Below are 23,864 nucleotides of genomic sequence, written 5' to 3'. Positions count from 1 at the left end.
TCAAAATAATGATTCAGGAGTTGTCCTGCGCTGAGTTCCCGAGGAAAAAACCCACAATCTCCCAACTGATAGAGTTCAGGTCCGATGGTTGCATTTCATCAACAGAACTAGGAGGAACGCTTGCCAGCCGTGAAATATATTTTGCAATTACCCCTGCATCCATTTTTACACCTGCATCACCACTGGCCGTATATGGAAAACCGAGCTCACGAACATCTTTTCCCGTCGGCTCCCTCAATTCAAGAACATGGATATCTTCCCCATGGGCTCGAACTGGCTTACTAAGTTTAATTTCCTTCATTACTGGTAATCCCCTTCTTCACCGTGGAATTCAAGATCGGCCGTACCTTCTTCGGCGTTGTGGTTGGCTTCACCGTGCAGATGAGCAGTCGACAAGACATAGACCTGGCCGTTTGCCAGTTCGGCAGTAATGGTCATCTGGTCTGAAGTCGTCAATTTGCTGACCGGAAAATCTTTCGGCACTTTGAAGGTGCCTTTGATATACGGCGCGCGCCACGTTTCTTTGTAATCAACATCACCAGCCATGCCGATGATGTCATCACGAACGTTTTTATTCAGCGGCACCTCAATGCCGCCAGTTAGCGACAACTGCTGGCCGTCGACTTTGAAAAAACAAGTACCACCAATCTTCGCCATTATGCTGACTCCTCTTGATACTGAAGGCGGAACTGGTTAACGACCGCAAATATACGCAGTTGGTTAACATAGTCAGGCGGGAACAGAGTGTTGAGGCGGTTCGGGTCAGTCGCGTCACGCTCAACAATGAGGTATTGCTTGAACAGATCGTAATTCTCTACGATCCCGGCGCGCTCCATCTGACGATAGGTTGCCAGCAGCTCGCCCTTGATAACCGATGGCGTCACAATCGCCTGACCGGGACCAAAGCGGGTACCATCGTTCGCCAGTTTATGGCGACCATATTTGCTGGTGATGACTGACTTCAGCTTACGCAGCACATATGCGCTGGTATGCAGCGTTTCGCTATCGAGATAGCTGTTGTCCGCAACACCGTAGGCGTTTTTCTTATACGTCGTAACGTCACGCTGAATGCGCAGCGTCCCGCTTTCAACGTATGACGTGGCAATACCATGCGACAACAGGGATTGCTGTTCAGTCATCGTGAAGCGTTTGCCCTTCGGCGCCGGCAGCATATCCACGAGCTCACCCGTTTGCGTTGGTCGCGCTGGATCGTTACGGATAAAGACCGCATTTCGCGCGGTACGACTGGCCGCTAGCTCATCTGCCGGGGTCTGCGTTTCTTTCTCGTAGCCCGCCAGAGTAATGTGCTGCTGGTTAAGCTGATCCCCAGCTGCAACCAGCTCAGAGAGCGTTCCGAGTTTCGCGGTATAAATGTGGCCATACAGCTGGCGCGCGTAGCTCCAGCGACCGCTGGTATCGTTCATTTCGCTGACAAATGCATTAACCGAGGCCAAATCATTGAACGGGTGGCCAATATAATCAAACGGCTCATCAGCCATAGCGGCAATAGCGCCATTGAGTACCGGAGCCCCCGTTCCGGAAGCGCCAGCCGCGACTGCTATTGCTACGCCTGCAGGCAACACTTCACCACCACCGTAACCGTAATAATTCAGAACGACAGGGATTTCATTCCCGCTCAGACCTTTGTGACGTGCTGTCAGCGTGACCACGCCAGCAGCAGACGAAGCGATAACCGGTAACGTAGGATCGGCATTGATTGCATCCTTAATGCTTGATGCCACAGCCTCAACGTCGTCACCACTGACAACTGCCGCCTGAATGCGAGTTCGGCCAACATACACATTTACAGTGCCGCTCGCTGTTGCGGCGCCTGTTACGGTCAGGGTGTACGTTGCCGCAGCCCCAGCCGCTGGCTCAGAGACAGCAATAACGTAAAGCTCACCGAAAGGATCGGTTTTGCGGTACGCTGCAACCATGCGCGCCAGCTGGCTGCCGGGGCCACAAATCTGCGTCGCATAATCAGCGGACGGCATCAGTACCAGTGAATCAGGCTCAATTGCCGCACCGGTATTCGCATGGCCCAGCAGCAACGACGGCGCTGACTCCTGGCTTGTGTTTGCCGCCGAATTATCCATCTCAGCATAAAACAGCGGCACCAGCGTATTCGCTGGGATAGTGCTGAAACTAACGGTCATTGGTTTCCACCTTTTTCAGTTTAATTTTATTCACGCGCTTAATATCGCCAGCGGCTTCCCGGCGCAGCCAGTAGCTGCTTTCTTCAACATTTCGCCCTTCAACAGGCAGAAGGTCGCCTCGGGCAGGGTCATGTACTGACCGCCCTTTTTGGGGTTTTACAAACATGGGGTTCCTCAGGTGGGAAGCGTTATTTCGGTGTGATGCTCGGGTTCCCCATCGGGGCCATGTCCCGGGTCGATAAAATCAACATCGATAGCCAGCGTTTTGAATTCGTCCAGATTGTTAAGTTCATCAATCTGCCGCGTATCATCAATGCTGAGTTCGTTCTGCACTGTAAAGTCGAATTGGTAGCTGAGTTCGTGACGGTTAACATCGAGCAGCGTACCGCCAGCATAGGTTATGGGCTCACCTCGCTCTTCCGGGTTCCACCCCAGCAACGCCTTGAACAACATCTGTCGCACGTCGTGAACCACGTCATAAGATGCAAAATGCCCACGCTCATCACGACCGTTGCTGACAAAAACGATTACGGAAAAACTTTCGGTCAAATCCTGCCAGTAGTCCGTCTGGCTTTTCTGTTCACCTGGTGAATCGTCACCGGGAACAACATAGGCCGCTGGCAGTTTCATCTTCCCGACTTCGGGTAAATCCTTAAACTGGGCGGCACCGGCAACACGATTTTCAAAAATGGGGCAGCGCGCACGTAGCGCAGCAATTATCGGGGCAAGTTTCATCAGCGCCGCTTCTCCGGTTTTAGTGATAAACGCAGTTCCCGCGCCAGGTAATAGCGCGTCCATGGGCTGTTTTTATTGAGCGTTTCAATCATGAAGTTGTTACGCGGAGCCAGCCGCCAGCCACTGCCGCCGGAAGCACCGCGATGATGACTGCGACGACGTTTAGCCCCACCGCGTACACCGTAGAAAAGAAACGCCGGGTAGAAATCGCCGGTAATCAGTCTGTTGCCTTGCCCGTTGCGCTGGTTTGGCGCTATTCGGGCCATAAAACCGGGACGTCTAGCGCTCGCTTTAGGCACCATGTAACCGATGGATTTAGCCAGGCGGCCTGTCTGGTAGCCTGGGTTCTCACCAGGTTCAGATCGACCGCGACGCATCACCAGGCGACGAGCATCGCGCATATGACGCTGACCGATGGTGACAAAGGCACGACGAACGCGAGCGCGATTAAAGCGCATGTCATTCGGCTGCTGAAAATCAACGTGAAAAAAGGGTTCCGCCATTGGAATTACCTCCAGTATTTACCGGGAACTCACCCAACTCAGTGCATTCCAGAAGCAAATATCGGCGCTTGCTGTTCAGGTCACGCACCCGTTTAACCCGGTACACCAGGTCTTTCAGAACCACCTCAAAATCAGTGGTGATCCCGCTGCGCCAGCGAATGGTGATGTAATGCGTAATAACGTTTTCGGTCTGGGCCGTCTCCTGGTAGGTAGTGGCGCTGGTTTGCACTACTTTTGCCCATGCAGGAAACTGCACCGGATAAGTTGGCTCAATCCCCATGTCATCACTCGGAGAATCGACACGTTGCCGGATTCTCACCCGTTTATCGAGCTCGCCAGGGTCAGGGAGTAAGTAAGTTGCGCTGGTTTGCGCTTGCCGGAGTTTCATAACGGAATAAACCGGTACGGGCCAACGAGCCAGGTATAGGATTGCGGCATTTCTGTTTTTTCGACCTCAGAAACCGATGAGCGGTTCTCGTAAAAATGCGTTACGAGAAGCAGCATCCCAAGCTTGATATCGTCGGTTAAAATCAGGCTATCGGGATCATTATCTGAAACACCTGAATTTGCATCGTATAGCGTTCGATTCAGAAAGCTTTCTGTACGCTTCTGAACCGCACCGCCCAGAAGCGTCAACAGCTCATCTTCATCGTCGTAATCGTCCTCCAGGCGCAACTGACGTTTAATTTCTTCCAGTGTCAGAAGCATAAAACCTCCGTGCCCGTCAGATGACGGGCATAAAAAAACCGCTCTCGCGGCATCATATAAAACAGGATGAATAATTACGCTTAGGCCGGTTTACCCACCAGCGCTTTGATAGCGGCCACATCTTCAAGCACGCAATCGAAGCGGTGGAATGCCAAGAATGCCGTTTGATCGTATTCAGCGTAGCGTTCAACAAGGCGTTTCAGTGTCATATATGTAATACGACGAATGATAAAGCGGTTGAAGTCACCCAAGAAAATGAATTTTTTCCCCGCTGCCACATTATCAATCGCCTGATCGATGACATAAGGAACACCCAGAACGGTGGCAGGAGAACCGCCCACAATATCAGGCAGCCACAGCGGGCGTTTCTGATCATCTTCCATCTCTTCAATTGACTGGAGAGTGGTGTCATTGAATGCCCAACGATATTTTGGCCCACCGCGATAAGCAGGATCGATAGCATGCTTGAGGGAGTTCATTTCCTTCCAGGTAAACGCTGCCGCCGCCGCGGTGTTCACCGTGCCTGTTACGGAGGTAATAAGGCCCTTTGGCTGAACAGGAGTGCCTGCGCCGCTGCCCTGAACCAGGTATTTGGCTTCTCCACGCCCAATGCGCTGTCCAATACGCGCTGCCAGATACGCCTCAATATCTACGCCGCTATCCTGCAGGAGTTCATTGGATACGCGGATGATTTTCGAGGAAAGTTTTTTGGCACCTAAAGTAGCGGTACCAAAGGTTGCATCTTCTTCCGATGCTTCACTGTTTTCCCCGAGTAATTCCCCCTCTTCAGAGGTACCATCGGACGTTGACCAGGTAATGTCCTGACCATTGGATGTATTCAGGATTTGAGCAACACTGGCGATACCGCCATATGCCTTCATAGAATCAACGATTTTATTCAACATTTGCGTCGGTACGGTATAACCGCCCTTCGCATCAGGCGTAGTTCCCTGCGCGCGCAGTTCTTTGATTGCCTGGCGCTCTTCTGCAGAGAGTTCGCCAAAGCCATGTCGTAAAAATTTATCAAAAGCGGCGGCGCGGCGCTCATCAGGTTTTGCAATCGGGTTATTCGGATCATTGCCCATCTGCTGCCGCTGTTCATTTTCATTACCGTCGATATAGGTCTGGTCCTGGCGGCGCAGTTCCTCTTCTCGTTTAATTCGTTCGTCAAGCGAATCCAGCTCAGATTTTGCAGAGTTCCACTGGGTGCGCTGCTCATCGGTCCAGGTCGCATCGCCAATTTTATCGTGCAGAGCACGCATGTCAGTGGCGATAGTGTTACGTTTTTGCTTCAGTTCGTGCAATTTCATGGTTTTTCCTTACGCGTTAAGAAGAGTCAGCAGGCGCTCACGCGCCATTCGTTGATTAATGGCTTGCGCCAGCGCGCCGCTGTCGCGCGCTTCCTGCCAGGCTTTCATGGAACGAATTCCAGAGTCTGCCTCCTGATAGGCCGGATAAGTCACCGGACTGACATCAAAGAGGCGTGAAAAACGGTTAATTTCGCGAATGACTATCCCTTCGTCGTCCTGGTACCAGTTCTCCCCATCGTGGGCAATCCGGAATGCGAACGAGGACTGATTGATATCACCCCGCAGCATCGGCGCCAGCACCAAATCACGGATAGTCTGAGTATCAGGTGCCGAAATGTCGTAGCGAAGGCCTTTATCATCGACGCTCACACTCAACGTTCCGGAGGAACTACGGCCGAGAATAAAGTTCGGGTCGTGGTTGAATAGTCCCCGGATATCATCGCCAAGCACATCATCGAAAGCGCCAGGTTTGATAATTTCACGAAATCCCCAGAGGGGCTCAGATCGACTGTTAAAAACCGATCCGTAACCGATAATGCGCGTGGGCTGCTCGCCCTGCTGTTCGGCTCGGACCTCACCGCTATAACAGCGAGTCTCGCGATCACTCATCGGTTTTATCCTCTTCGGTTTTGGTGGTTTTGAAATCTTTAGCGGGATTGGCGGCGTTCACGCTGACGAGCATTTCGTCCAGGCCGTCGACAGGGTTCATATCCTCGAAAGCACGTGCTTCGTTGCGACTCATCCACCCATCGGTAATGGCAAAGTGGTAAAACTGCGCGCGTTCCTGCGGGGTACCTCGTAACAGGCCTGTGAGGTTAAACCGGACATAATATCCGGCTGCCAGCTCAGAGCGAGTAAATAGACGGCGGTTTAGTTCCTGCTCCCAGTTCGTCACCCATGGCATCATGGAGTAGCGGACAAACTGAATTGCCTGCTGTGTGATATTGCTGAAAGTGGCATTTTCGAGGTCATTAATCATGTGTGCCGGCACGTTAAAAATTCCGGCTATCATCGAACGATTGAGCTTTGACATGTCAATAATCTGGGCATCAATTGGCGATACAGTCAGCGCCTTGTAGTCCAAATCGGCAGGCAGCAGCATGGTTTTGTTCTCCTGGCTGCGTAATGCTTGCGCCGCCTTCTGCCACTGCTCTTTAAGCCAGCCCCAGCTTTCCTTAGTGAGTCCGCTTTTAACAGATACAATCCCTGCCGGGCGGGCATTGCCGCTGAAGAAGCTTTCCGTGTACTTCTGGCCGCTCATCCCCATACCTATTGTTTCGGCATGCTGCATTACAGGGCTAAGCCCCATTTTCTGGTTATTACCCAGTGCCCGGATGTGGATCATATCGTCAGGGCTGATGGCGAAAGAGCCCTCTTCGTTATACAACCCGTAGGTGTAACGCCCGCCTGTATTGATCAGGGTCGTTTCCCACGGCATACAGCAATCCAGGGCGATAATTTCTCCGCGCCTGCTGCGCTTAACCCAGGTGTAACCGTTACCCCATCCGAGGATGTGGCGCTGCTTCAGTTCTCGCCATTTATAGCTGGTCTGCCAGGTATTGGGTTCATCATGCACCAGATAAAACGCCGGATGATCCCGTGCAGGCTCAACCTTTCCATTATGCTTACGCATAACATGCAGCGGCATCTGGGCGAGGTTTGAGGACAATACATAGATACAGGCATAGACCGCGGCCAGCTTCATCGCTGTTTCAGGGCTTACATATACATCTGCTCTGAAAAGCCCATCAGTATCAACTGCATCTCCAGTTATTGGTGTACCGGGATTTTCGAGAGATTCACTTCTGAACAAAGCATCAAGCAGCACGCTTCCCCCTTCTGGCCATCGCCAGGGCACCCAGCAACAGCAGGCCGCCCGAGAACATGAGCGCCGGGGCCAGACCAAAACGCAGGTAAACCCCGGACGTGAGCAGACCAAAACCGGCCAGCCCGATAACATCGGTAATAAGTGATTTCATAGAATTAAGAGGTCGTCGTCCGGATCAAGGGATGAGAGGAAATCGCCAGGCTCTTTAAGCATTGCCCGTCCAATCGCCATGATTTCTGCTACTGCACCATCGATTTTGTTTTCATTCTGCTCCTTGATTGGCTTCACAACGTCGTCATTACCCGGTAGATATTTGCCGACGACGTTGCTGATACACCAGCTCATAATCGGGTTGCCGTCGTGATGAAAGCGGCCTGACTCAATAGCGGCTTCAAGCTCCTTCATCGGATCAGACATATTGGTGTAGTTCTGGATGATAGTGACAGGGTTCAACCCCTCATCAGCCAGTTCGTGGGAAAGGCCAGTTGCGCCAAATGGGTCAATCGGTGATTCAGTAACCGGGTTCAGTTTGTTTGCCGCTTTTGCCTCTTCGAGGATGTAACGGTAATCAACCTCTGCCCCATCAGTCACAGTGAGCAACCCCATTTCAACCCACTTCTGGAAACGTTCAGCCGTGCGACGATCTTCATTTTTTTCAACACTGAAAACCGTGTCATAAGGCACCCAGAAACGAGGTGCAACACTGTAGTAATGTGTCTTACCGTCGATCTCCCTGGTGAACAACCGCGCCATACTGTTCATATCCAGCTTTCGCGCCAGGTCAAAAGCCAGAACGCATGGCTGACCTTCAAACTGTTCAAGGGTTAGCGTCTTATCTTCGCAGTTCTGCCAGGACACAAGGTTGAAGAATGCTGCGCGCGCGGCGACCCAGATATTGAGGTGCTTGGTTTTGAACACGCCAGCTAGACGGGCGTTATTAATCGCGCGCTGTTGCTGGCTTAACAGGAAGTCACGGTAAACCGAGACGCCCATATTGGGGTTGGCTTTCTCCAAGACTTTCGGGTCTGTCCAGTCGTCACCTTCGTCGACCGTGTAGATCACACCAAACAGCTCTTCATTTGGCACCGTCCCGTTGAGCATTTCGATAACTTCGCGGCGCTTGTCGTAGCATGGCCCTTCAATGTTGTAGCCAGCCGTGGTGATTGCCCACATTAGCGGTTGTCTTCGCGCCCCCATGCCCGTCAGCATCGTCGTGTAAAGCGTATCTGTCGGGTGTTCGTGATATTCATCAACAATCGCACAGTGCGGTGAAGCCCCATCACCGGGATTGCCGATCAGCGGCTCAAATCGGGCACCATCTTCCGGGCGGTTCAGGTTTGACGCGTTCACCTCAATACCAAACGCCTCTACCAGCAGCGGCGTTCGCTTGCACATCAGACGAGCAGGTCTGAATACTTCCCAGGCCTGTTTTTCAGTTGTGGCCCCGGAGTAAACCTCTGCACCAAACTCGTTATCGCAGGTAAAACAGAACAGAGCGACACCAGCAGAAATTGCCGACTTCCCATTTTTGCGGGGGATTTCTGTATAAACCTCACGAAAACGACGTAACTTAGAGCCTTTCTGCAACCAGCCAAAGGCACAACACACAATAAACAACTGCCAGGCTTCCAGGGTGATAGGCATTCTCTTGAACGCCCACTCACCCTTTGTATGTGGCAGTAATTGAATAAACTTTGCGGCCTTCTCCGCTGCATCTTTATCGAAGCGGTACCGGAATTTCTTACTCTTCTCAGAAGCCATGTCGTCGATGTGGCGCTGACAGGCCTGAATAACATACTGGCAAGCCGGGATTTTCCCCCGCACAACGTTGCGGGCGTATTGATTCGCGGCGTTAACGTTCGGGTACGATTTCCGGGTCATGAGTTGATCATCTTCAGGAATGGATTGGAGGTTTTCTTCTGACCAGCAAGCCCGATCAGTCGCTGGCGGCTGCTGGGGTCAAGGCCCAACATTGAACCGGTAGAGCTCATCTCCGATTCCTGCTCTTTTTTTGCGGTGAGCTCGGGGTTCTTAATTTTCCCCCCCATGGCACCAACAATCGACAGCCCTTCGCTGGCGATATTTTTCACAGCGCGCCGCCAGAACTCATATGCGACACACCACCGCTCCAGCACAGCAAGATCGGTGACGCATAAAAGCCCCTGCCCGCATAACTCCTTTGTGGTCAATTCCCACATAATCGTTGCCAGCGGCAGCCCATCATCTACATCTGCAAACCACTCCGGCGGTGCAACTCCTTTTATTGGAGTGAACACCGGCTCTTCTTTATTCAGGGCTCGCTTGCCGGGGTTTCCAGCCAGCTCCTTGCGCGCCGTTGGCTTAGGCCGACGCCCGGAACGCCCCGCCGTTCCAGCCATAAGCGACACTCCTGGTTAAATTTGATTTTTCGCGGGTAAAAAAATTCGAGGAGGCGGGCAGTCCAGAAGGCGCGCGGTCGCAGGGATTTGACCTCCCCCTCCCCTGTCCGATGATGACATTGATTCTCACTTGAGCCGCTCACGCGCAGTCTTCACGGCGTGACACGACCAGCACAGGCTCTCAAGGTTGCTGTCATCATCAGTACCGCCGTGGGCCTTAGCCTTGATGTGGTCCACACAGGAAGCCTGCTTTGCAATCCCCTGACGCAGATGGTTCTGGCATAGCGCTTTGTCGCGCTTCAGTATGCGAGCGCGTATAACTTCCCACTTAGTCCCATATCCGCGCTGATGCCTGGACTGTCCTGGTTTGTATTGCTTCCAGCCTTCACCTTTGTGGTTTTCACAGTAGCCTGATGGGTCTGTTGTGGTGTTTCTGCATCCGTGAACCCGGCAGGCTTTTGGTGTTCGTGGTGGCATGCCTACTCCATTAAAAAGGCCACCCTGTTAGAGGTGGCCTTTGTGATAGCAATACAATTCGCGCTAGTATTGGTATTGAGATTAATCTTAACGCCCCAATGTATATCATTCACACATAAGGAGGTTACATGTCTTTAGCATCCATGCAGTCACGCCATATGTCTCATGACATTATTATCAAAGCCTTAATTGAGGTGCTTACTGAAGAGCAGCTAAATAAGGTTGTGAATAGCGTTCAACAAGATTTTGACGCCTACACAAAAGGCTCTGATGATAAAGACATAAACATCATTTCTGGATTAGCTGATGCCAAGCAACATGCATCAGCTCTTTTAGGAAAAGAAATAAAGTAGTTTTTAGCACAGCGAACTAATGTTACAGCAGGCACTCAGTGAATGCCTGCTGTAATACCTAAACCAATGGAAACCACCCCAAATGGGGCTATGAAATCATACGCGCAAAAGTAATCAATCCTGCAACGTATTAACTACGCTTCGCAAATCATTTTTAAGCTGCTTAGTTATGATTTCAATATTAGTATCGAACCAACCCGCATCCTGATCAGAAAACTCATAACCAGGTGAAATGAGCCCAAGCATACCTTTCTTAGACTCTAACGGGGAACGACCTTCCACCCCTTTCGTTATGGCAAGCACCTGATACGGAAGATAGCTTAAATCCTCCTCGGTCATGCCTGCTCTAGCCGCCACATCAGCAACACATGTCATGATTATGCCACTACAAACTTTTGGGTAATGACTCCAACTTACTGATAGTGTTTTATGTTCAGATAATGCCCGATGACCTTGTCATGCAGCTCCAGCGATTTTGAGAACGACAGTGACTTCCGTCCCAGCCTTGCCAGATGTTGTCTCAGATTCAGGTTATGTCGCTCAATGCGCTGAGTGTAACGCTTGCTGATAACGTGCAGCTTTCCCTTCAGGCGTGATTCATAAAGCGGCCAGCCATCCGTCATCCATACCACCACATCAAAGACCGACAGCAGCTCCAGAAGACGCTCCAGTGTGGCCAGAGTACGCTCACCAAAGACGTGTGCCACCACCGTCCTGCGCATCCTGTCATAGGCGTAAAATAACCAGCGCTGACATGATTTAGCCCCGACGTAGCCCCACTGTTCGTCCATTTCCGCGCAGACAATGACGTCACTGCCCGGTTGTATGCGCGATGTTACCGGCTCCGGCCTGAGTTTTTTAAGTGCCGTAAAATCGTGTTGAGGCCAACGCCCATAATGCGGGCACTGGCACGGCACCCAACCCCATTCATAGCCATATCAATGATTTTCTGATGTGTACCGGGTTGAGAGGCGGTGTAAGTGAAGCTGATTTGCCATGTTTTACGGCAGTGAGAGCAGAGATAGCGCTGATGTCCGGCAGTGCTTTTACCGTTACGCACGACGCCTTCGGTAGCTGAACAAGTGGGACATCTGATGGAAATGGAAGCCACGCAAGCACCTTAAAATCACCATCATACACTAAATCAGTAAGTTGGCAGCATTACCAACTTTTGCCTCAGTGATTGCAGTGCTAATAATAACAAGGCTAATTCTGTCTAAATCCTTCTGGTCAATATAATTTCCTGCCATAGAATTTCTGAATGTAAGCGACATAACTTCCATCCAGTGAGCTATATACTTTCTTACCTTTGCAGAAGCAATATTGCGCCTGAATTGCTTGAACATTAAATTCTCCATTTTATGAGAACTAATATTTTAACCTAAAGACAACAAATTCAAAAGCCCAGTGGTCACCTCTGTTAAAACCCCTTCTATTGCAAGGCTGTAGGGTTATTGTTTGACTCTCTCACCGAGTTATAGATACGCTCACACGTCATTCCGGCCCGGTAGCTTTCGTCAGCTCGTCCAGCATAATATCGAGCTTCTTCTGCAAGACTTCCGAGCATGTCGGCGAGCATTGCGGCTTCAGCTCCTGCTGTTTTGCTTCTGACGGCAGCGGCAAGATCTGCGGTGTGCTTTGCGGCGTCCAGGCGGGCAGCGAATTTTGTTGCTTCGGCGCGCAGTTGGCTAACAGTGGCAGACAAACCAGCAGAAGTAACGGCAGCACGAGCAGCTTTAGCTTGAGCATCTTTAACGGCCTCATCCCGGGCAATGGTTCGCCCTTGTTCAATCATGCGAGCTGCGGTCTGCGCATTCGCAATCTGTGACGATTCCGCGCTATCCCGTTCGGCCCACTTTGTTTTCCAGCTGTGATTCGTCCACTGGCTGCCAGCTAGAAACGCGCCCGCCAGAGAGACAATCACGATGATGCATACCGCACCCGCTTTCACTGGTCTATCCCCCAGCACGTCAGCGCGCTTTCCTGGTCCCGCCGTTCCACCTGACCATAGCAGCCATTTTTCTGGCCTTTGGTCAGGCGGCAATCGCGGCCACCGTCTTTAATCCACCATCGGATTGCTTCACAGGCGCCTTTCGTGTCACCGGCGTTCATGCGGCTATAGAAAGTCGATGGGTAACATTTACCCGGCCCGATGTTATAGGGGCAGAACGACGCGATGCCGACCTTCTGCGGTTCGGTTAGTGGCACTTTGATATTGCGGTCAACCCACGCCAGCGCCTTGTCACGCTCAATGGCGTTAACCTTCTTGCACTGTGCTTCGGTGGCGGTCATACCTTTCACAACGCGCTTACCATCGATAACCGTCACGCCATGGCATAAGGACCAGACACCACCGGGATCGACAACAGCCACCAGCGCATTGCCTTCTTTCTCACCAACGAACTGATCAAACAATTCAGGAGCAGTTGCCCCGGCAGCGAGAAGTGCCAGCATGGCAGCGCTGAACTTTACTTTGTTCGACATCACTCACCCCTCGCGGCCTTGCGCCTGTCGTCTTTAATTTTGAAATAGAGGTTTGTCAGGTACGTCATCAGTCCAAACATCAGACTTCCGAGAACGCCGATGGCAGCCCATTGCGACGGGCTGACTTTATCCAGCAACTGAAGCACCCAGAATCCGGCGTTACCGGCTGACGCACCGTAGGCAATGCCTGTTGTCAGTTTATCCATTCGATACATGCTCTCACCTCGCTGCGTGGCGGGTGCTGTGTGTTGGAAAGGGGATCAGGCTCGCGGGCTGATTTAACAACAACACACGTCGAGGAGTTTCCCGAAGCCTGAAAAAGAAAAGGCTGCCAAACGGCAGCCCCTGTGGATGTGGATTGTTTACAAATATCTAATAAATTCATATCATTTGATAAACCGAAAGTCTTAAGACTGGCTCGGTGTCCATTTATCAAATGATTCTGATAACCCGCACTCTGATGCGGGTTTTTTTTAATAAAAACCACCGGAGCGAGGTTTTGTAGATCAAATGCAGTGCCGGGTGCCTCCCAGTGAGTCAGCCAGTCAAACTTCCTCGCGCGAGCATTTGAACATTATCAGTTTTGACTGAGCGCCCCGCCGCATAGGGGGATTCACTGCATCAATAACGTAAAACATTTTCATAAATTACGTCAATGCATTATCCATTACGGCTGACGGTGTTTGCCGTTGCAATGATTTTGCCACTATCCGAAGTGGCCACGCTCATGCCCTTGAGGTGCTGTCGCTATATCGCCGCTGATAACCGGTGCGCGTCTGGCGTTCGCGCTGCTCTACCGGAGCTATTTTTGATATAGGAACCTTAACCCATCGCTATACAGGCTCGCTCAATGGCGACTCAGGGCAGCATCACGACTGCTGCATTACCTTTCGGTTGCGGTCTATCCGTCTACTGGTGCATTTTCTTGTTCTCCAGAAATTCACAAGCCCCGGCGATTGTCAGAAACAGAATCGGATATAATCCCCCCCATTGATATTGCTGTGAGTCCTCTCAGAAGAATTAATGAAGGGAGTAAAGGTCAGGCTCGCGAGCTCTTAGGTAAAGAGTAAGTTAGGAGTGATTCCTGGAGCCTGAAAATGAAAATCCCCAGCGTTACACTAGGGATTGAGTAAATTTTTAAGAACGTAATTTCAGAACAATTATTTATAAATCTAACTGTTGTTGCCTTTTAGTTTTTCCCATTCATTTTTAATCACTTTATAGATATTAATTCTAAATTCGGATCTTAATAATTCACTATCATCGATGTTAATCATATCATAATTATCGCTTTTAGAATTCACAAAATCTTTTATTCTCTCGAGCGTATCAATTATTCTTCTGGATGCATCCTCATCAGGATTTAGCAGTAAGGTTATTTTTGCGATAAGCGTAGCCAATTCATTAATAGATCTACCATGGTCGTCATAGTGTTTATTAAAAACATCAGAACCTTGATTTCCCTCATTAAACTCATAAGCCAGTGCGTTGCTAGAATTTATAGCAGATGTAAACTCTCCTAAAAGTTTAGACGCGGATTCTCTTAAATCATTTATCCAAACCTGGCGAGAGGCTGCAGTAATTTGCATATTAATATTTTTATTAGCTAACTCTAACTGATGCATCCGCTCAGCTTGTATATTTTTTGAGTTAGTACGCATAGCAACAATAGCAACAATTGCCGGGATGGCACCAGCAACCAAACCTGAAATCAGTGTTTCCCAAGAAAATCCGGTTTTTAAAACAATTTCTGGAATATGACTTACATTAAGAAATGTATTCTGTATCGAATCTGTATCAATAATTTTAAAAGGAATACCCTGCCAGTCCATAACCCCTCCTAAGTGAATGTTGCATCTTACAATAGGTCGGAGTATGTGAAATAGGTGGTTATAACAAAAAACCCGCACAGTGGCGGGTTCTTAATGTTTGTTGCTCAGTTCGGTTTAACGTCCCGAGCATACCACAATTTAATCACTTTCCGCGCAACCCTGCAAGTAAAATCTGTCGGCATTTGTGCCGAATGCGTCACACATTGGTCTATATAGCATCGATTCTACAACATTTAGCCAAACATCAATTCGGCTTTCACACGTTCTCAAACACCACTCAGGATGTTTATCATTAAGCGCCCTAGCCATACCCTTCTTGCTCATTCGGTAGACGTAACGGTCTTCAATCAGTTTATGCAGTTGCTTGTTGTCAGCACGTAAAAGCTCAGCGCCGATCACTGAGTCTATCTTCAGCGCTTCCTCATCAGAGCAGAACGCCAAGCCACTTTTATTTTTGCCGTTGAGGATCTCTTTGAAGAATGCTTCCAACTCAGGTTTGCTGATGCCCGCCTTCTTCATGCGGCGAAGCGCTTCGTTGATTGCTGTTTTGGTGATTTTCCCGGATGCCAGCAGCTGGTTAAACATGTTCCCGCCAGAACCACCGCCGATATAAGACCAGCGACCCCACATGCGGAGCTTGCCCTGAATCCAGATGCTTTCGAGGGTTCGGAGGCGAACCATTTCGCCTGCTTTGCCTACTTCAGAAGGATTAATCATTATGCGTCTCCACTACGCCAGTACGCCGATTGCCAGCGCACGATCTAAAACGCGAAACAGCAGAACCAGCTGGTCACCGTATTTCGCTTCAAATGCCACAGGGCTAGCATGCAACTCGTCGTGATGCTCTCTGCACAGAGGAATCACAAACAGGTCGTGTGCCTTGGTACCCATTCCACCCTGCCCGTGGCCAATCAGGTGGTGGGGGTCGTCTGCAGGGTTGTTACAGCACATGCATTGCTGCGCTTTAACCCAGCGGGTGTACTTCTCGTTCTCCCAGCGCCTGCGCTTTGGCTTCAACATCAGGGATTCTGGCGTTTCCGGGTCTATCTTTAACGCCACAATCCGTTTTGCTTTCTCCTGCACCAGTTGTGTGGCCGCAACTGCCGGGACAATATCGCTTTCACGCAGCACTGACTGGTGTATTTCCTGAGGCATCCTGAGTGCCTTTCTCGCTATGCTTTCAGGAATAACATCAGCCGCATCTTTAGTGACGAGCCACCAGCAGAACTCCGGTAATGTAAGCTCGTGTTCCGGGGGAAAAGCCAATTCCCGGCATGCAACCGATAAAATCCAGGATACCAGGTTTGCTCTGGCGATTCCTGCCTGACGTTCAGTTGTTTGCTCTCGCTGCTGGTTATCGCAATGCCAGCATAAACGGATTGCTCCGGGGTGGCGGCGAAGGGTTGTGAAGTTGTGGCTATGGTAGTCACTCAGAGCCCACTGGCAGGTAAGTTCCTGCTCAAGCCAGTAATCAAGGCCAGGCAGCCCACCAGCAGCATTGATGACCTTCTCGCTCTCAAATACAGGTGACATCGCAGGGTCAGAAGCCAGCGGCTGGGCTGCGGATGGAATAGCTCCCGTTGCAAAGTTCGCGTATCCCTGCGGTTCAGTCTCCAGCAGAACGCGGCCTCTGTTAAACAGCGGCATCAGATCAGCACCAGGGCGAAACAGCACAATGCCCATGCGTGGTGCTATTTCAGGGGTTAGTAAAGCTCTCACTCAATATCTCCTGTAAGAACAGCAACCAGATCCTTTGCCACTTCACGTGTGCTGCCTTTGCAGGAGATGGAGCGGCGCGCCGGAATGGTGTTCAGGCTGAAACAATGCTGTTCGTAAAGTTCAACGACATGAGGCGCTACTGAGTTTGAGATAACGATGCTTGCGCCACGGTGGTGTGCAGCAACGCAGCATTCCACCAGCTCAACCTGGTTATCCCAGGTAAAGCCACCAGCGGAATACGCAGTAAAGCCACTGGTACCCGGTAGCGGTTCGTAAGGCGGATCGCAGTAAACCACATCTCCCTTCCCGGCCAGGCCAATCGTCCGGCGGAAACCGGCAGTCATGAACACGCAGTTGTGCGCCTTCCCTACAAAGTCTTTGAGTTCTTTCTCCGGGAAGTACGGCGCTTTGTACTTGCCCCAGCCCACGTTGAACTGGTGAGACAGGTTGTAGCGCATCAGGCCATTGAAGCAGTGGCGGTTCAGGTACAAGAACGCGGCAGCACGTTCGGCGGCATCCAATGTCTGACCGTTGAACTCCTGGCGGATCAGCTCGTAGTTTTCCGGCGTTCCCATTCGCTCAAACATCCAGCGCGCGCTGCTCTCGACCGTGTCCGGAACGACGGCCAGCATCTGGTACAGGTTAATCAGGTCAGGATTCACATCAGCCAGCAGGAAATCGGTGTGTTTATCGCTGTTGAGAAACACCGAACCACCTCCGACAAACGGCTCTATCAGGCGCAAGCCACTGGGGATGTGCTGGAACAGCTCGCTCAGTTGGGTGAACTTACCTCCCGCCCACTTCAGGAATGGTTTGCTCATGATGAAGCCTCCGTTCCCTCAGGGACATAACCGCGAAATCCCTTCGGAATCCGGGTATCGCATTTGTATTCTGACTTGAACCCAATATCCTCACGGGACCACTTACCGTTCACCCAGGACGGGCGTCCAGCCGAATGCCATTTCTTGGCCTTCTCGAAATACTCAACACAGTTCTCAGGGGCAAAAAGCGTCTTCGGGCGCAGGTAATCCGACATTTTTGGGTCGCTCGCCCATTTCTCGTTCAGGTAATCAACCACCAGCATCAGGTCTTCAGGGCTGTAGTCTTCTGCCAGGCGTCCACGGATATAACCCAAAGTGGATTTTGTTCTGCCACCCTTCCCGTAGTTTGAGTTCGTTACCCGATTGAAATGATCCAGAACCAGAGATTCTGAATCGACCTGGTCTGGTTGCCCCGCAACCGGACTAATAGGTTTTGAATTTACTTGTGGTTCTTGTTTTGAATTTACTGACGGATCCCCACCAGATTCTGACGGGTGAAAACCGCCTTTTTTGCTGGATTTCGACGGGTCAGATTTTGATGCATCAGATTTTGACGCGTCAGAATTTGATGTGTCAGATTCTGACAGGTGAGAAAAAGCGGCCTCTCGCAACTTAACGACGTTAAGCTGATATACATTCGATGCGTTACGGTTCCCATTACGGCGCTGCTTACGGGAAAGCCAGCCATCCTTCTCAAGCTGAGCAAGGGCCGTCCTTACCGTACTTTCTCCAGCACCGATTTGACGCGCGATCGTGCCAATAGACGGCCAGCTAACACCCTCATCACTACTGAAGTCTGCCAGACGCGCCATGATGGCAACGCTGGATAACTTCATGCCTGACGAAGCGCATGCGTCCCATACGTAACCGGTTAATTTAGTGCTCATGGTCGTCCTTTAATTCTGTAAATTTACGCTGGAATTGTTCAAGAGGGCTGAAGCACTCATGATCGTACCCTTCGCGAAGGTATATAACGCGCTGTGTATCGGGTTCCCACCGGATGACTCTGACGGGTACTCCGTAGTGATCTCTGAACCGCCGGTTAACTTCAGCCATTCCGCGCGCCCCTTCTCGTTCATCTGAACAAATGCTTCTACCATCAAGTCTGCTGGCTGGTAGTTGTCTCCACCAGCCGCGTTATTTATGATTTCCACATAGCCGAACGGGGAGTCTTTCCCCACCAGCGGCAGGCATCTGAATTGCTTAGCTGGTCTGAATCGGTTTAAACTGTTCATGCGTTAGTTTCTCCACTTAAAGAACCGGCGCACCAGACGCTCCGAGCTGCACACTCGGGGCGTCACCTTTCCTGCCGGTAGAAACAAATACGTCCACTGCCTGATCCGAAACTCCCACTCCGTACAGCGCCATGAATCCCAGGAACCCATGAATCTGGTGACGCAGTTTCTTGCTGAATAAATCTGAGAGCGTCTTACGCTCTGATGAGTCGATGACACCATCAGCAGCAGCTGCTACCTGGGCGATTGCCAGCTCACCGGCCGCCACTGTTGCCTGCATCTCAATGCTGTACAGCTCGACGTTATCGAGACTTTCTGCGGTAGGGACATCCACCAGCCATTTACCGCAACGACCAGCGAAGTATTCAGCCAAGTAAGAACTGTTCGACAGGAACTGCATCTGCTCCAGCTCAGCTACAGCGAAAAAACGACTGCCGCATTTCTGGTACAGGTGGTTGTGGAACTGGTCGATAGTCATCCCCAAATCGGAAGCCATCCCTAAACGACCATGTTTGTGAGCCTTACACATCATGCGAATTGCTGTATTTATGCTGTCTACCATGTTGATTTTCCTCTGGTAGTTTCCCGAAAATTGATTTGGGACTAAATTAATAGAGCCCAACTAATCGTCTTTTTCTTGGTATCTGGATGGGTAGATAATGTGAAGCTCAGTGATTTTTCCTTTGAAAAACTTAGCTAGCCGTTCTGCCAGTTCTGCCGAAGGGACTTGCTCGCATCTTTCAACTCGACTTAGTGTTGCAGGGTCAACCTGTACGCCAGTTGCTACATGCAAAAGTGTCATGCCATGCGATTTACGCATTTTTCTTAGTGGTGATTGCATATTTCCTCCTTAATTTGCGTAATTCGCATTTTATTTCACGTTAGCGAATTGCGCAAGTCGCTTTGCATGAAACGCAAAAACAACATGTAATGGGCGCATGAATATAGGAAATCGCATTCGACAACTTCGCCTAGCGAAGAACATGAAAATTGCAGAACTTGCCGAAGCCGTCGGCATTGATGCTGCCAATATTTCTCGCCTTGAAACCGGCAAGCAAAAGCAGTTTTCAGAACAAACACTTAACAGACTTGCTCAAGCATTGAGCGTTAGTGTCCCTGACCTATTTACCTCTACTGAAAATGAGTCTACTGTATATAAATACAGTGAAAGCGATTCGCCATCTCGAAAGGATGTTGATGTGTATAGAGTCGAGGTACTTGATGTGAGTGCAAGCGCCGGTTCAGGGCATATTCAGGGTAGTGATGTCATCGATGTGATTCAGGCTATCGAATACAATACCGAGCAGGCAGTATCGATGTTTGGTAGTAGGACACCATCTGGCGTTAAAGTCATTAACGTTCGTGGAGACAGCATGGCATCCACGATTGAGCCAGGTGACCTCATCTTCGTAGATGTACACATTAACGAGTTCGATGGGGATGGAATTTATGTGTTCGGGTTTGATGGCAAGATTTATGTAAAGCGCCTCCAAATGATACCGGATCAGTTGTTAGTCATCTCTGATAACCCTAAATATCGTGAATGGAGCATAAATAAAGAAAATGAGCATCGCTTCTACATCTACGGGAAGGTTCTGATAAGTCAGACTCAATCGTATAAACGACACGGTTAAAAATTAGACAAAGACCTCATAATGAGGTCTTTTTTTTGCCCCTGCATTTGCGCAAAACGCACTTTTAACTTGCGTTACTCGCAATTAATGATTATCTTGAGTTTATCGAAAGCGAACAGGCAGGACGCCCACGAAGTAGCCGCCGGTGGCGTATGAATGTCCGGATGATTCGCAAGCAACAAAAAAAGCGCCCATAGGACGCTTCGCTCTTTAAAAATCCAATCATCATTTTGTCAGGAAAACTTCTTCCATTAATTTGAAGAAGAACGCTTCATCTACAGGACATTTGGTGACGATACGCTTTTTTTGAGTATCATGATCCACGAAGAACCAAGTCCTTTTTTGTTCTTTCTCATCAAAATCTAAGGCTAGGAAAATTTGATGGTATGCAACAGGTTTTGGTAATCCGATTTCGACTGTACCAAGCCAGATTCCAGCTCTTGATACCCCCTCTGGGAAGAATCTAATTTCTTTATGACCATCAGAAATGATCAATGCATCCGTTGAAACAAGTAAATTGTAGTCTTGATAGCTGCACGAAACCTTCTGCGCTTTGAGCCCGCCTGATTCAGCCCATTTTTTAAGATCAGGGATTAGTTCATGCAATGAATCATTGTAATGATTCATCCTTGCTTGTTGTGCATCACGCTGTTTGTTCATTTTATCTTTAAGTTCATCTAAGTGTTTTTTACTAGCATCCTCTCTAGCTTTTAAATTCGCTTTGAACTGTTCTGCAGGACTAGTCATGGTTAACCCCTTTAAATGTGTTTACTCCATGCTAGATATCTAACTAAGGATTAGAAAATTGGTTTTATCTATTGTTTTTGCAGAAAATGCAAAGACTTAAGTTAAATTGATGCTTTTGTATAACCACTAAGTATTCTCATATTACGGCGTACATAAAAATACTTCGAAACGTTTAAGTAAATTCTTGAACATAAGAGCTTACTTAAACGAGACCCAAACTTATATTCACCTTCGGGTGAGGGATTCGTGCAACCAAAATTCAGCGTCGTGCAGGACGCATATAACACGGAGAAACTAACAATGGGCAACTTAGTAGTCGTTTCTGAGCAACAACCACGCATGACCAGAGAGCAGTTGATTGATGCTGCCCGTAAAGTCGCCCCTCTCCTTCCAGCTGCTTCCCAGTGGCTGATGAACGAGCTGGCGAACCGCTACGATGTAGCCTGCGTGGCGCTGTGTGAATCCATGGAACAGCGTAAAGCGCTTAAAGATGACGTCATCAACTGGGCCAGAGAATGTGATCGGGTCACTGAACATCATACCAAGTCACCATGCAACCTTCACGTTCTGTCAGCTCAAAGAGAACTGCGTGAGCTGGACCCAACAACTGCTGTTGTGATTAGTGAAGGGGCTCTGTGATGGCTGCTAACTCATTCAAGCTAATGACCCGTTCCGGGGTTATCAAGCGTACCGATACAGGCATGTTTATCAGCCTCGACGATATCCACGTTCGTGATGGTTTCAACAAGCGTGAAGATGATGAACGTACCCGCCAGGCAGATGACGACCTGTTCAACTATCTGATGAACGGTGGTTCAGTTCCACCGCTGGAAGTTATCGCACGTGATGAAGGTGGTGTGTGGGTTGTTGAAGGTCACCGCCGTCGCCGCTGCTATGCGCGCTGCCGTGATGCCGGAAAACCAGTTGACCGCATTCACATTATGCCGTTCAACGGTAGCGATGTTCAGCGCCTGGCGCGCATCATGACCAGTAACAACCAGTTGCCGCTTTCGGATATCGAACAAGCTGCTGTCATTCAGGAACTACATAACGCGTTTAACCAGACCACCAGCGAGATAGCAAAACTGGTCAATAAATCAGTAGCCACGGTTGAAAAACTCCTGACGCTCAGCACTGCAAATTATGATGTTCAGCAGGAAGTTAAATCCGGTGCCGTTTCCGTTGATGTTGCTGTAGACCGCGTTAAAGAGTTTGGTGAGAAAGCCGGTGAAGTTCTCCAGCATGACAAGGCTGTTGCTGCTGCCCAAGGTAAAACGAAAGTTACCCGCAGTTCTATAGCCCCAGAACTTAACGTGAAGAGTGCGCGCCGGTTCGTGGAACTGATGTCTATGGCCACTATCAGTGATGACGGTGTGTTCACACTGGAAGGCACAGCTCTTGCAGAAGCCCTGGCAATTGTCGACGAACACAAAGCTATTGCTGAAGCGCGTGAAACTTACCGTCTGTCACAGCCAATCCCAACAACAGAAATTCGTGGCAGAACGCTGTATGTGATGTACGACGGTAAGGAAATTGGCAAAGCGATAATTTACCGCAGCAAGACCGTTACTCTTGATTTGGGCGATAAGCAAATTGTTTCGAGCCAGTCCAAAGCAGTTGCCCACTTCGTCAGGCAGTACAAACTGCAGCAGGAGGCTCACCATGAAAGCAACTAATCAACAAATGACCCGTGAGCAATTGGATGAACTGATGGTTGTTGCAGTAAGCATGCAGCGAGATGCCGAAAAACTTGGTGAACGGCCCGTTGCTGTATTCGCTTATGCAGTCCAGTTAGTGCTAATAGAACTTTGGCAGGTAAGGCAGCAAATCACAGCCGCTGGCCTCCAGGTTATCGAAAGAGAGTAGAAGAATGGCTAGTTGGTGGATGCCCGTTCCGCAGCTTTTAGTTCTACGCCGAATTGCTGCTGGTGAAAAGTTGCTTCGGGACGCTCTCGACAATACCTACCGCTGGGCTGGTTCAAAAGAGAAGTGCACTCCTACGGGCCGTGCTTTGCAAAACAAGGGATTAATTTTTGACTACGGCGCTCGTTCACCTGGTTGGGAAGCTGAAATGCACATAACTCCAACGGCCAAAAACGAGCTGGAATACAACCGCAACCGGGAGATTGATTAAATGGACAATAACCAGTTAACAGGCTTGGGTGTTAACCACCCTGCAAACGGGCCGCTTACTGTTGAGCGCGTTATCCGCATAATCGAATCATTGCAGCGTTCCATTCAGTACCAGAACGGTGGTGATATGGCATGCGTCATTGCAGATGCAATTAAAGGGCTGGAAGAGTTACTGGTGGAAAAGGAGGCAGCCAGCAAACCGGTTGGAAACGATGAACTCGACCAGATGATATGGAAGTTAGAGCGTGACGGCGGCATGACACCCAAGCTGCTATCGCTGATGAGAGAGCTGCGGGAGTGGCGGAAGGCTGCTGCGGAACCAGTGGCTGATGTAGTCGCATGGTCCTCTCCGAACGAAGAGCGTACCTGCGATATTCGGTGGCGGCGTTTCGATTTTGCTCCAGGTCCACTTAATACGGCACCACCTGCGCCGGGAGTGCTCAATACAGAAAAGCTTAATCAACCTGTTAGCGAAACTAACAAAGATGAATAACCGGGTGCAGCCGGTTTAAGTGGAGAAATAATCATGAGCAATGTTATCCAGTTAGCCCCGAACGAGTGGGTATGCGAGAGTGTTCTTATAGCCGTGACCGGGCTTAAACCAGGAACTATTCTCCGGGCCAGAAAAGAATGCTGGCTCGTTGGTCGGGAGTATATCCATGTTTCCCCTGACGGCAGCCCAAAGCCGTCCAGCGAGTGCATGTACAACAGAAAAGCAGTTGATTCATGGGTCGAGTCCCTGAGAAACAAGCAACCAGGGTGATTTGACGCCATGAAAAAGGTAAGCTCATATCGCTCTTGGGCGTCTGGA

At 49.9% G+C, this 23,864-nt stretch carries 38 protein-coding genes; 8 read left to right on the top strand and 30 right to left on the bottom strand.

The window, feature by feature from the left end; genetic code table 11:
* Window positions 1-13: 13 nt before the first annotated feature.
* The 15 genes from MY052_RS09705 to MY052_RS09635 all read right to left on the bottom strand — a co-directional run bounded on the left by MY052_RS09705 (window position 14) and on the right by MY052_RS09635 (window position 10,095).
* Complete coding sequence (locus tag MY052_RS09705) at window positions 14-301, bottom strand: phage tail assembly protein (protein ID WP_248538693.1); 288 nt, start codon at window positions 299-301, stop codon at window positions 14-16.
* Window positions 301-657 carry a phage tail tube protein gene (locus MY052_RS09700; RefSeq protein WP_248538692.1) on the bottom strand — a complete coding sequence of 119 codons (357 nt, stop codon included), beginning with the start codon at window positions 655-657 and terminating at the stop codon, window positions 301-303. The genes MY052_RS09705 and MY052_RS09700 overlap by 1 nt, the downstream gene beginning before the upstream one ends.
* Window positions 657-2,156, bottom strand: coding sequence for a phage tail sheath subtilisin-like domain-containing protein (locus MY052_RS09695; RefSeq protein ID WP_248538691.1), 1,500 nt, complete (start codon window positions 2,154-2,156; stop codon window positions 657-659). Before MY052_RS09695 ends, MY052_RS09700 begins: the two co-directional genes overlap by 1 nt.
* Entirely contained in the window at window positions 2,146-2,322 is a 177-nt protein-coding gene (locus tag MY052_RS09690; protein WP_248538690.1) for a DUF2635 domain-containing protein, read from the bottom strand. The genes MY052_RS09695 and MY052_RS09690 overlap by 11 nt, the downstream gene beginning before the upstream one ends.
* 8 nt (window positions 2,323-2,330) lie before the next feature.
* A complete protein-coding gene (locus MY052_RS09685) occupies window positions 2,331-2,891 on the bottom strand; it encodes a phage tail terminator protein (protein ID WP_185670042.1) in 561 nt (186 codons plus the stop codon).
* A complete protein-coding gene (locus MY052_RS09680; protein WP_248538689.1) occupies window positions 2,891-3,394 on the bottom strand; it encodes a hypothetical protein in 504 nt (167 codons plus the stop codon). The genes MY052_RS09685 and MY052_RS09680 overlap by 1 nt, the downstream gene beginning before the upstream one ends.
* Window positions 3,369-3,782 carry a phage head closure protein gene (locus tag MY052_RS09675; protein WP_248538688.1) on the bottom strand — a complete coding sequence of 138 codons (414 nt, stop codon included), beginning with the start codon at window positions 3,780-3,782 and terminating at the stop codon, window positions 3,369-3,371. The genes MY052_RS09680 and MY052_RS09675 overlap by 26 nt, the downstream gene beginning before the upstream one ends.
* A complete protein-coding gene (locus MY052_RS09670) occupies window positions 3,779-4,102 on the bottom strand; it encodes a head-tail connector protein (RefSeq protein ID WP_248538687.1) in 324 nt (107 codons plus the stop codon). The genes MY052_RS09675 and MY052_RS09670 overlap by 4 nt, the downstream gene beginning before the upstream one ends.
* A gap of 80 nt (window positions 4,103-4,182) precedes the next feature.
* Window positions 4,183-5,412 (bottom strand): phage major capsid protein, encoded by a 1,230-nt coding sequence (locus MY052_RS09665; RefSeq protein WP_248538686.1) that lies wholly within the window; start codon window positions 5,410-5,412, stop codon window positions 4,183-4,185.
* Between the two features lie 9 nt (window positions 5,413-5,421).
* Window positions 5,422-6,021 carry an HK97 family phage prohead protease gene (locus MY052_RS09660; RefSeq protein ID WP_248538685.1) on the bottom strand — a complete coding sequence of 200 codons (600 nt, stop codon included), beginning with the start codon at window positions 6,019-6,021 and terminating at the stop codon, window positions 5,422-5,424.
* On the bottom strand, window positions 6,014-7,240 hold the full coding sequence (locus tag MY052_RS09655) for a phage portal protein (protein WP_248538684.1): 1,227 nt from the start codon (window positions 7,238-7,240) through the stop codon (window positions 6,014-6,016). Before MY052_RS09655 ends, MY052_RS09660 begins: the two co-directional genes overlap by 8 nt.
* Window positions 7,230-7,391, bottom strand: a complete 162-nt coding sequence (locus MY052_RS09650; protein WP_049015455.1) for a hypothetical protein — start codon at window positions 7,389-7,391, stop codon at window positions 7,230-7,232. Before MY052_RS09650 ends, MY052_RS09655 begins: the two co-directional genes overlap by 11 nt.
* Window positions 7,388-9,121, bottom strand: a complete 1,734-nt coding sequence (locus MY052_RS09645; protein WP_248538683.1) for a terminase large subunit — start codon at window positions 9,119-9,121, stop codon at window positions 7,388-7,390. Before MY052_RS09645 ends, MY052_RS09650 begins: the two co-directional genes overlap by 4 nt.
* Entirely contained in the window at window positions 9,118-9,618 is a 501-nt protein-coding gene (locus MY052_RS09640; protein WP_248538682.1) for a phage terminase small subunit P27 family, read from the bottom strand. Before MY052_RS09640 ends, MY052_RS09645 begins: the two co-directional genes overlap by 4 nt.
* A 126-nt stretch (window positions 9,619-9,744) precedes the next feature.
* On the bottom strand, window positions 9,745-10,095 hold the full coding sequence (locus MY052_RS09635) for an HNH endonuclease (protein WP_248538681.1): 351 nt from the start codon (window positions 10,093-10,095) through the stop codon (window positions 9,745-9,747).
* 128 nt (window positions 10,096-10,223) lie between these two features.
* Here MY052_RS09635 and MY052_RS09630 point away from each other — a divergent pair, with 128 nt between their 5' ends.
* Window positions 10,224-10,448, top strand: a complete 225-nt coding sequence (locus MY052_RS09630) for a hypothetical protein (RefSeq protein ID WP_248538680.1) — start codon at window positions 10,224-10,226, stop codon at window positions 10,446-10,448.
* A gap of 114 nt (window positions 10,449-10,562) precedes the next feature.
* Here MY052_RS09630 and MY052_RS09625 read toward each other — a convergent pair whose 3' ends face one another.
* The 14 genes from MY052_RS09625 to MY052_RS09560 form a co-directional block, all read right to left on the bottom strand.
* The gene (locus MY052_RS09625) at window positions 10,563-10,823 is read right to left on the bottom strand and encodes a hypothetical protein (RefSeq protein WP_248538679.1); all 261 of its coding nucleotides are present in this window, start codon (window positions 10,821-10,823) and stop codon (window positions 10,563-10,565) included.
* A 38-nt stretch (window positions 10,824-10,861) separates the two neighbouring features.
* Window positions 10,862-11,559, bottom strand: a protein-coding gene (locus MY052_RS09620; protein ID WP_248537139.1) for an IS1 family transposase whose coding sequence is annotated in 2 segments (ribosomal slippage) — window positions 10,862-11,310 and window positions 11,310-11,559 — 699 coding nt in all. Because the reading frame shifts where the segments join, the coding sequence is not laid out codon by codon here.
* 28 nt (window positions 11,560-11,587) lie between these two features.
* Window positions 11,588-11,794, bottom strand: a complete 207-nt coding sequence (locus tag MY052_RS09615; protein WP_248538678.1) for a hypothetical protein — start codon at window positions 11,792-11,794, stop codon at window positions 11,588-11,590.
* A gap of 86 nt (window positions 11,795-11,880) precedes the next feature.
* Window positions 11,881-12,399: a DUF2514 domain-containing protein gene (locus MY052_RS09610; protein WP_248538677.1), complete on the bottom strand. Its 519-nt coding sequence runs from the start codon at window positions 12,397-12,399 to the stop codon at window positions 11,881-11,883.
* Entirely contained in the window at window positions 12,396-12,932 is a 537-nt protein-coding gene (locus MY052_RS09605; RefSeq protein WP_248538676.1) for a lysozyme, read from the bottom strand. The genes MY052_RS09610 and MY052_RS09605 overlap by 4 nt, the downstream gene beginning before the upstream one ends.
* Window positions 12,932-13,147: a class II holin family protein gene (locus MY052_RS09600; RefSeq protein WP_248538675.1), complete on the bottom strand. Its 216-nt coding sequence runs from the start codon at window positions 13,145-13,147 to the stop codon at window positions 12,932-12,934. The genes MY052_RS09605 and MY052_RS09600 overlap by 1 nt, the downstream gene beginning before the upstream one ends.
* 957 nt (window positions 13,148-14,104) lie before the next feature.
* Entirely contained in the window at window positions 14,105-14,764 is a 660-nt protein-coding gene (locus MY052_RS09595) for a hypothetical protein (protein WP_248538674.1), read from the bottom strand.
* A 138-nt stretch (window positions 14,765-14,902) separates the two neighbouring features.
* Window positions 14,903-15,481 carry a DUF1133 family protein gene (locus MY052_RS09590; protein ID WP_248538673.1) on the bottom strand — a complete coding sequence of 193 codons (579 nt, stop codon included), beginning with the start codon at window positions 15,479-15,481 and terminating at the stop codon, window positions 14,903-14,905.
* A gap of 12 nt (window positions 15,482-15,493) precedes the next feature.
* Window positions 15,494-16,483, bottom strand: coding sequence for a DUF968 domain-containing protein (locus MY052_RS09585; RefSeq protein WP_248538672.1), 990 nt, complete (start codon window positions 16,481-16,483; stop codon window positions 15,494-15,496).
* Complete coding sequence (locus tag MY052_RS09580; RefSeq protein WP_248538671.1) at window positions 16,480-17,304, bottom strand: DNA adenine methylase; 825 nt, start codon at window positions 17,302-17,304, stop codon at window positions 16,480-16,482. Before MY052_RS09580 ends, MY052_RS09585 begins: the two co-directional genes overlap by 4 nt.
* Complete coding sequence (locus MY052_RS09575) at window positions 17,301-18,191, bottom strand: conserved phage C-terminal domain-containing protein (protein WP_248538670.1); 891 nt, start codon at window positions 18,189-18,191, stop codon at window positions 17,301-17,303. The genes MY052_RS09580 and MY052_RS09575 overlap by 4 nt, the downstream gene beginning before the upstream one ends.
* On the bottom strand, window positions 18,181-18,360 hold the full coding sequence (locus MY052_RS09570) for a DUF4222 domain-containing protein (protein WP_248538669.1): 180 nt from the start codon (window positions 18,358-18,360) through the stop codon (window positions 18,181-18,183). The genes MY052_RS09575 and MY052_RS09570 overlap by 11 nt, the downstream gene beginning before the upstream one ends.
* A 195-nt stretch (window positions 18,361-18,555) precedes the next feature.
* Window positions 18,556-19,101 carry a YmfL family putative regulatory protein gene (locus tag MY052_RS09565; RefSeq protein WP_248538668.1) on the bottom strand — a complete coding sequence of 182 codons (546 nt, stop codon included), beginning with the start codon at window positions 19,099-19,101 and terminating at the stop codon, window positions 18,556-18,558.
* Window positions 19,102-19,161: 60 nt separating this feature from the next.
* A complete protein-coding gene (locus MY052_RS09560; RefSeq protein ID WP_248538667.1) occupies window positions 19,162-19,380 on the bottom strand; it encodes a helix-turn-helix domain-containing protein in 219 nt (72 codons plus the stop codon).
* 97 nt (window positions 19,381-19,477) lie between these two features.
* Between MY052_RS09560 and MY052_RS09555 the strand changes: the two genes are divergently transcribed.
* On the top strand, window positions 19,478-20,173 hold the full coding sequence (locus MY052_RS09555) for an XRE family transcriptional regulator (RefSeq protein ID WP_248538666.1): 696 nt from the start codon (window positions 19,478-19,480) through the stop codon (window positions 20,171-20,173).
* Between the two features lie 225 nt (window positions 20,174-20,398).
* Here the strand turns inward: MY052_RS09555 and MY052_RS09550 are convergent, their stop codons facing one another.
* The gene (locus MY052_RS09550; protein ID WP_248538665.1) at window positions 20,399-20,920 is read right to left on the bottom strand and encodes a hypothetical protein; all 522 of its coding nucleotides are present in this window, start codon (window positions 20,918-20,920) and stop codon (window positions 20,399-20,401) included.
* Between the two features lie 246 nt (window positions 20,921-21,166).
* On the opposite strand from MY052_RS09550, the gene MY052_RS09545 reads away from it, so the two are divergent.
* The 6 genes from MY052_RS09545 to MY052_RS09520 are packed head-to-tail and all read left to right on the top strand — an operon-like array spanning window position 21,167 to window position 23,816.
* The gene (locus tag MY052_RS09545; RefSeq protein WP_248538664.1) at window positions 21,167-21,559 is read left to right on the top strand and encodes a hypothetical protein; all 393 of its coding nucleotides are present in this window, start codon (window positions 21,167-21,169) and stop codon (window positions 21,557-21,559) included.
* Complete coding sequence (locus MY052_RS09540; RefSeq protein ID WP_248538663.1) at window positions 21,559-22,596, top strand: chromosome partitioning protein ParB; 1,038 nt, start codon at window positions 21,559-21,561, stop codon at window positions 22,594-22,596. Before MY052_RS09545 ends, MY052_RS09540 begins: the two co-directional genes overlap by 1 nt.
* Window positions 22,583-22,786: a hypothetical protein gene (locus MY052_RS09535; protein WP_248538662.1), complete on the top strand. Its 204-nt coding sequence runs from the start codon at window positions 22,583-22,585 to the stop codon at window positions 22,784-22,786. The genes MY052_RS09540 and MY052_RS09535 overlap by 14 nt, the downstream gene beginning before the upstream one ends.
* A gap of 4 nt (window positions 22,787-22,790) precedes the next feature.
* Entirely contained in the window at window positions 22,791-23,054 is a 264-nt protein-coding gene (locus MY052_RS09530; RefSeq protein WP_248538661.1) for a hypothetical protein, read from the top strand.
* A complete protein-coding gene (locus tag MY052_RS09525) occupies window positions 23,055-23,546 on the top strand; it encodes a hypothetical protein (RefSeq protein ID WP_248538660.1) in 492 nt (163 codons plus the stop codon). It begins immediately after the preceding gene.
* Window positions 23,547-23,579: 33 nt separating this feature from the next.
* The gene (locus MY052_RS09520; protein ID WP_248538659.1) at window positions 23,580-23,816 is read left to right on the top strand and encodes an excisionase family protein; all 237 of its coding nucleotides are present in this window, start codon (window positions 23,580-23,582) and stop codon (window positions 23,814-23,816) included.
* The last annotated feature ends 48 nt before the right edge of the window (window positions 23,817-23,864 follow it).

Origin of the sequence: Kluyvera ascorbata (assembly GCF_023195735.1) — a bacterium.
GTDB lineage: Bacteria > Pseudomonadota > Gammaproteobacteria > Enterobacterales > Enterobacteriaceae > Kluyvera > Kluyvera ascorbata.
The sequence above is the reverse complement of the archived record's forward strand: the minus strand, read 5'-3'. Positions and strand labels throughout refer to the sequence as shown.

Coding starts and splice junctions, on each gene's coding strand:
- MY052_RS09605 (WP_248538676.1), bottom strand. CDS start 12,932: ATGTCGAACAAAGTAAAGTTCAGCGCTGCCATGCTGGCACTTCTCGCT.
- MY052_RS09705 (WP_248538693.1), bottom strand. CDS start 301: ATGAAGGAAATTAAACTTAGTAAGCCAGTTCGAGCCCATGGGGAAGAT.
- MY052_RS09650 (WP_049015455.1), bottom strand. CDS start 7,391: ATGAAATCACTTATTACCGATGTTATCGGGCTGGCCGGTTTTGGTCTG.
- MY052_RS09570 (WP_248538669.1), bottom strand. CDS start 18,360: ATGGCTGAAGTTAACCGGCGGTTCAGAGATCACTACGGAGTACCCGTC.
- MY052_RS09535 (WP_248538662.1), top strand. CDS start 22,583: ATGAAAGCAACTAATCAACAAATGACCCGTGAGCAATTGGATGAACTG.
- MY052_RS09580 (WP_248538671.1), bottom strand. CDS start 17,304: ATGAGCAAACCATTCCTGAAGTGGGCGGGAGGTAAGTTCACCCAACTG.
- MY052_RS09560 (WP_248538667.1), bottom strand. CDS start 19,380: ATGCAATCACCACTAAGAAAAATGCGTAAATCGCATGGCATGACACTT.
- MY052_RS09660 (WP_248538685.1), bottom strand. CDS start 6,021: ATGAGTGATCGCGAGACTCGCTGTTATAGCGGTGAGGTCCGAGCCGAA.
- MY052_RS09600 (WP_248538675.1), bottom strand. CDS start 13,147: ATGTATCGAATGGATAAACTGACAACAGGCATTGCCTACGGTGCGTCA.
- MY052_RS09675 (WP_248538688.1), bottom strand. CDS start 3,782: ATGAAACTCCGGCAAGCGCAAACCAGCGCAACTTACTTACTCCCTGAC.
- MY052_RS09700 (WP_248538692.1), bottom strand. CDS start 657: ATGGCGAAGATTGGTGGTACTTGTTTTTTCAAAGTCGACGGCCAGCAG.
- MY052_RS09525 (WP_248538660.1), top strand. CDS start 23,055: ATGGACAATAACCAGTTAACAGGCTTGGGTGTTAACCACCCTGCAAAC.
- MY052_RS09685 (WP_185670042.1), bottom strand. CDS start 2,891: ATGAAACTTGCCCCGATAATTGCTGCGCTACGTGCGCGCTGCCCCATT.
- MY052_RS09555 (WP_248538666.1), top strand. CDS start 19,478: ATGAATATAGGAAATCGCATTCGACAACTTCGCCTAGCGAAGAACATG.
- MY052_RS09680 (WP_248538689.1), bottom strand. CDS start 3,394: ATGGCGGAACCCTTTTTTCACGTTGATTTTCAGCAGCCGAATGACATG.
- MY052_RS09690 (WP_248538690.1), bottom strand. CDS start 2,322: ATGTTTGTAAAACCCCAAAAAGGGCGGTCAGTACATGACCCTGCCCGA.
- MY052_RS09565 (WP_248538668.1), bottom strand. CDS start 19,101: ATGGTAGACAGCATAAATACAGCAATTCGCATGATGTGTAAGGCTCAC.
- MY052_RS09640 (WP_248538682.1), bottom strand. CDS start 9,618: ATGGCTGGAACGGCGGGGCGTTCCGGGCGTCGGCCTAAGCCAACGGCG.
- MY052_RS09575 (WP_248538670.1), bottom strand. CDS start 18,191: ATGAGCACTAAATTAACCGGTTACGTATGGGACGCATGCGCTTCGTCA.
- MY052_RS09590 (WP_248538673.1), bottom strand. CDS start 15,481: ATGATTAATCCTTCTGAAGTAGGCAAAGCAGGCGAAATGGTTCGCCTC.
- MY052_RS09630 (WP_248538680.1), top strand. CDS start 10,224: ATGTCTTTAGCATCCATGCAGTCACGCCATATGTCTCATGACATTATT.
- MY052_RS09530 (WP_248538661.1), top strand. CDS start 22,791: ATGGCTAGTTGGTGGATGCCCGTTCCGCAGCTTTTAGTTCTACGCCGA.
- MY052_RS09550 (WP_248538665.1), bottom strand. CDS start 20,920: ATGACTAGTCCTGCAGAACAGTTCAAAGCGAATTTAAAAGCTAGAGAG.
- MY052_RS09645 (WP_248538683.1), bottom strand. CDS start 9,121: ATGACCCGGAAATCGTACCCGAACGTTAACGCCGCGAATCAATACGCC.
- MY052_RS09695 (WP_248538691.1), bottom strand. CDS start 2,156: ATGACCGTTAGTTTCAGCACTATCCCAGCGAATACGCTGGTGCCGCTG.
- MY052_RS09595 (WP_248538674.1), bottom strand. CDS start 14,764: ATGGACTGGCAGGGTATTCCTTTTAAAATTATTGATACAGATTCGATA.
- MY052_RS09540 (WP_248538663.1), top strand. CDS start 21,559: ATGGCTGCTAACTCATTCAAGCTAATGACCCGTTCCGGGGTTATCAAG.
- MY052_RS09520 (WP_248538659.1), top strand. CDS start 23,580: ATGAGCAATGTTATCCAGTTAGCCCCGAACGAGTGGGTATGCGAGAGT.
- MY052_RS09665 (WP_248538686.1), bottom strand. CDS start 5,412: ATGAAATTGCACGAACTGAAGCAAAAACGTAACACTATCGCCACTGAC.
- MY052_RS09635 (WP_248538681.1), bottom strand. CDS start 10,095: ATGCCACCACGAACACCAAAAGCCTGCCGGGTTCACGGATGCAGAAAC.
- MY052_RS09615 (WP_248538678.1), bottom strand. CDS start 11,794: ATGTTCAAGCAATTCAGGCGCAATATTGCTTCTGCAAAGGTAAGAAAG.
- MY052_RS09625 (WP_248538679.1), bottom strand. CDS start 10,823: ATGACATGTGTTGCTGATGTGGCGGCTAGAGCAGGCATGACCGAGGAG.
- MY052_RS09670 (WP_248538687.1), bottom strand. CDS start 4,102: ATGCTTCTGACACTGGAAGAAATTAAACGTCAGTTGCGCCTGGAGGAC.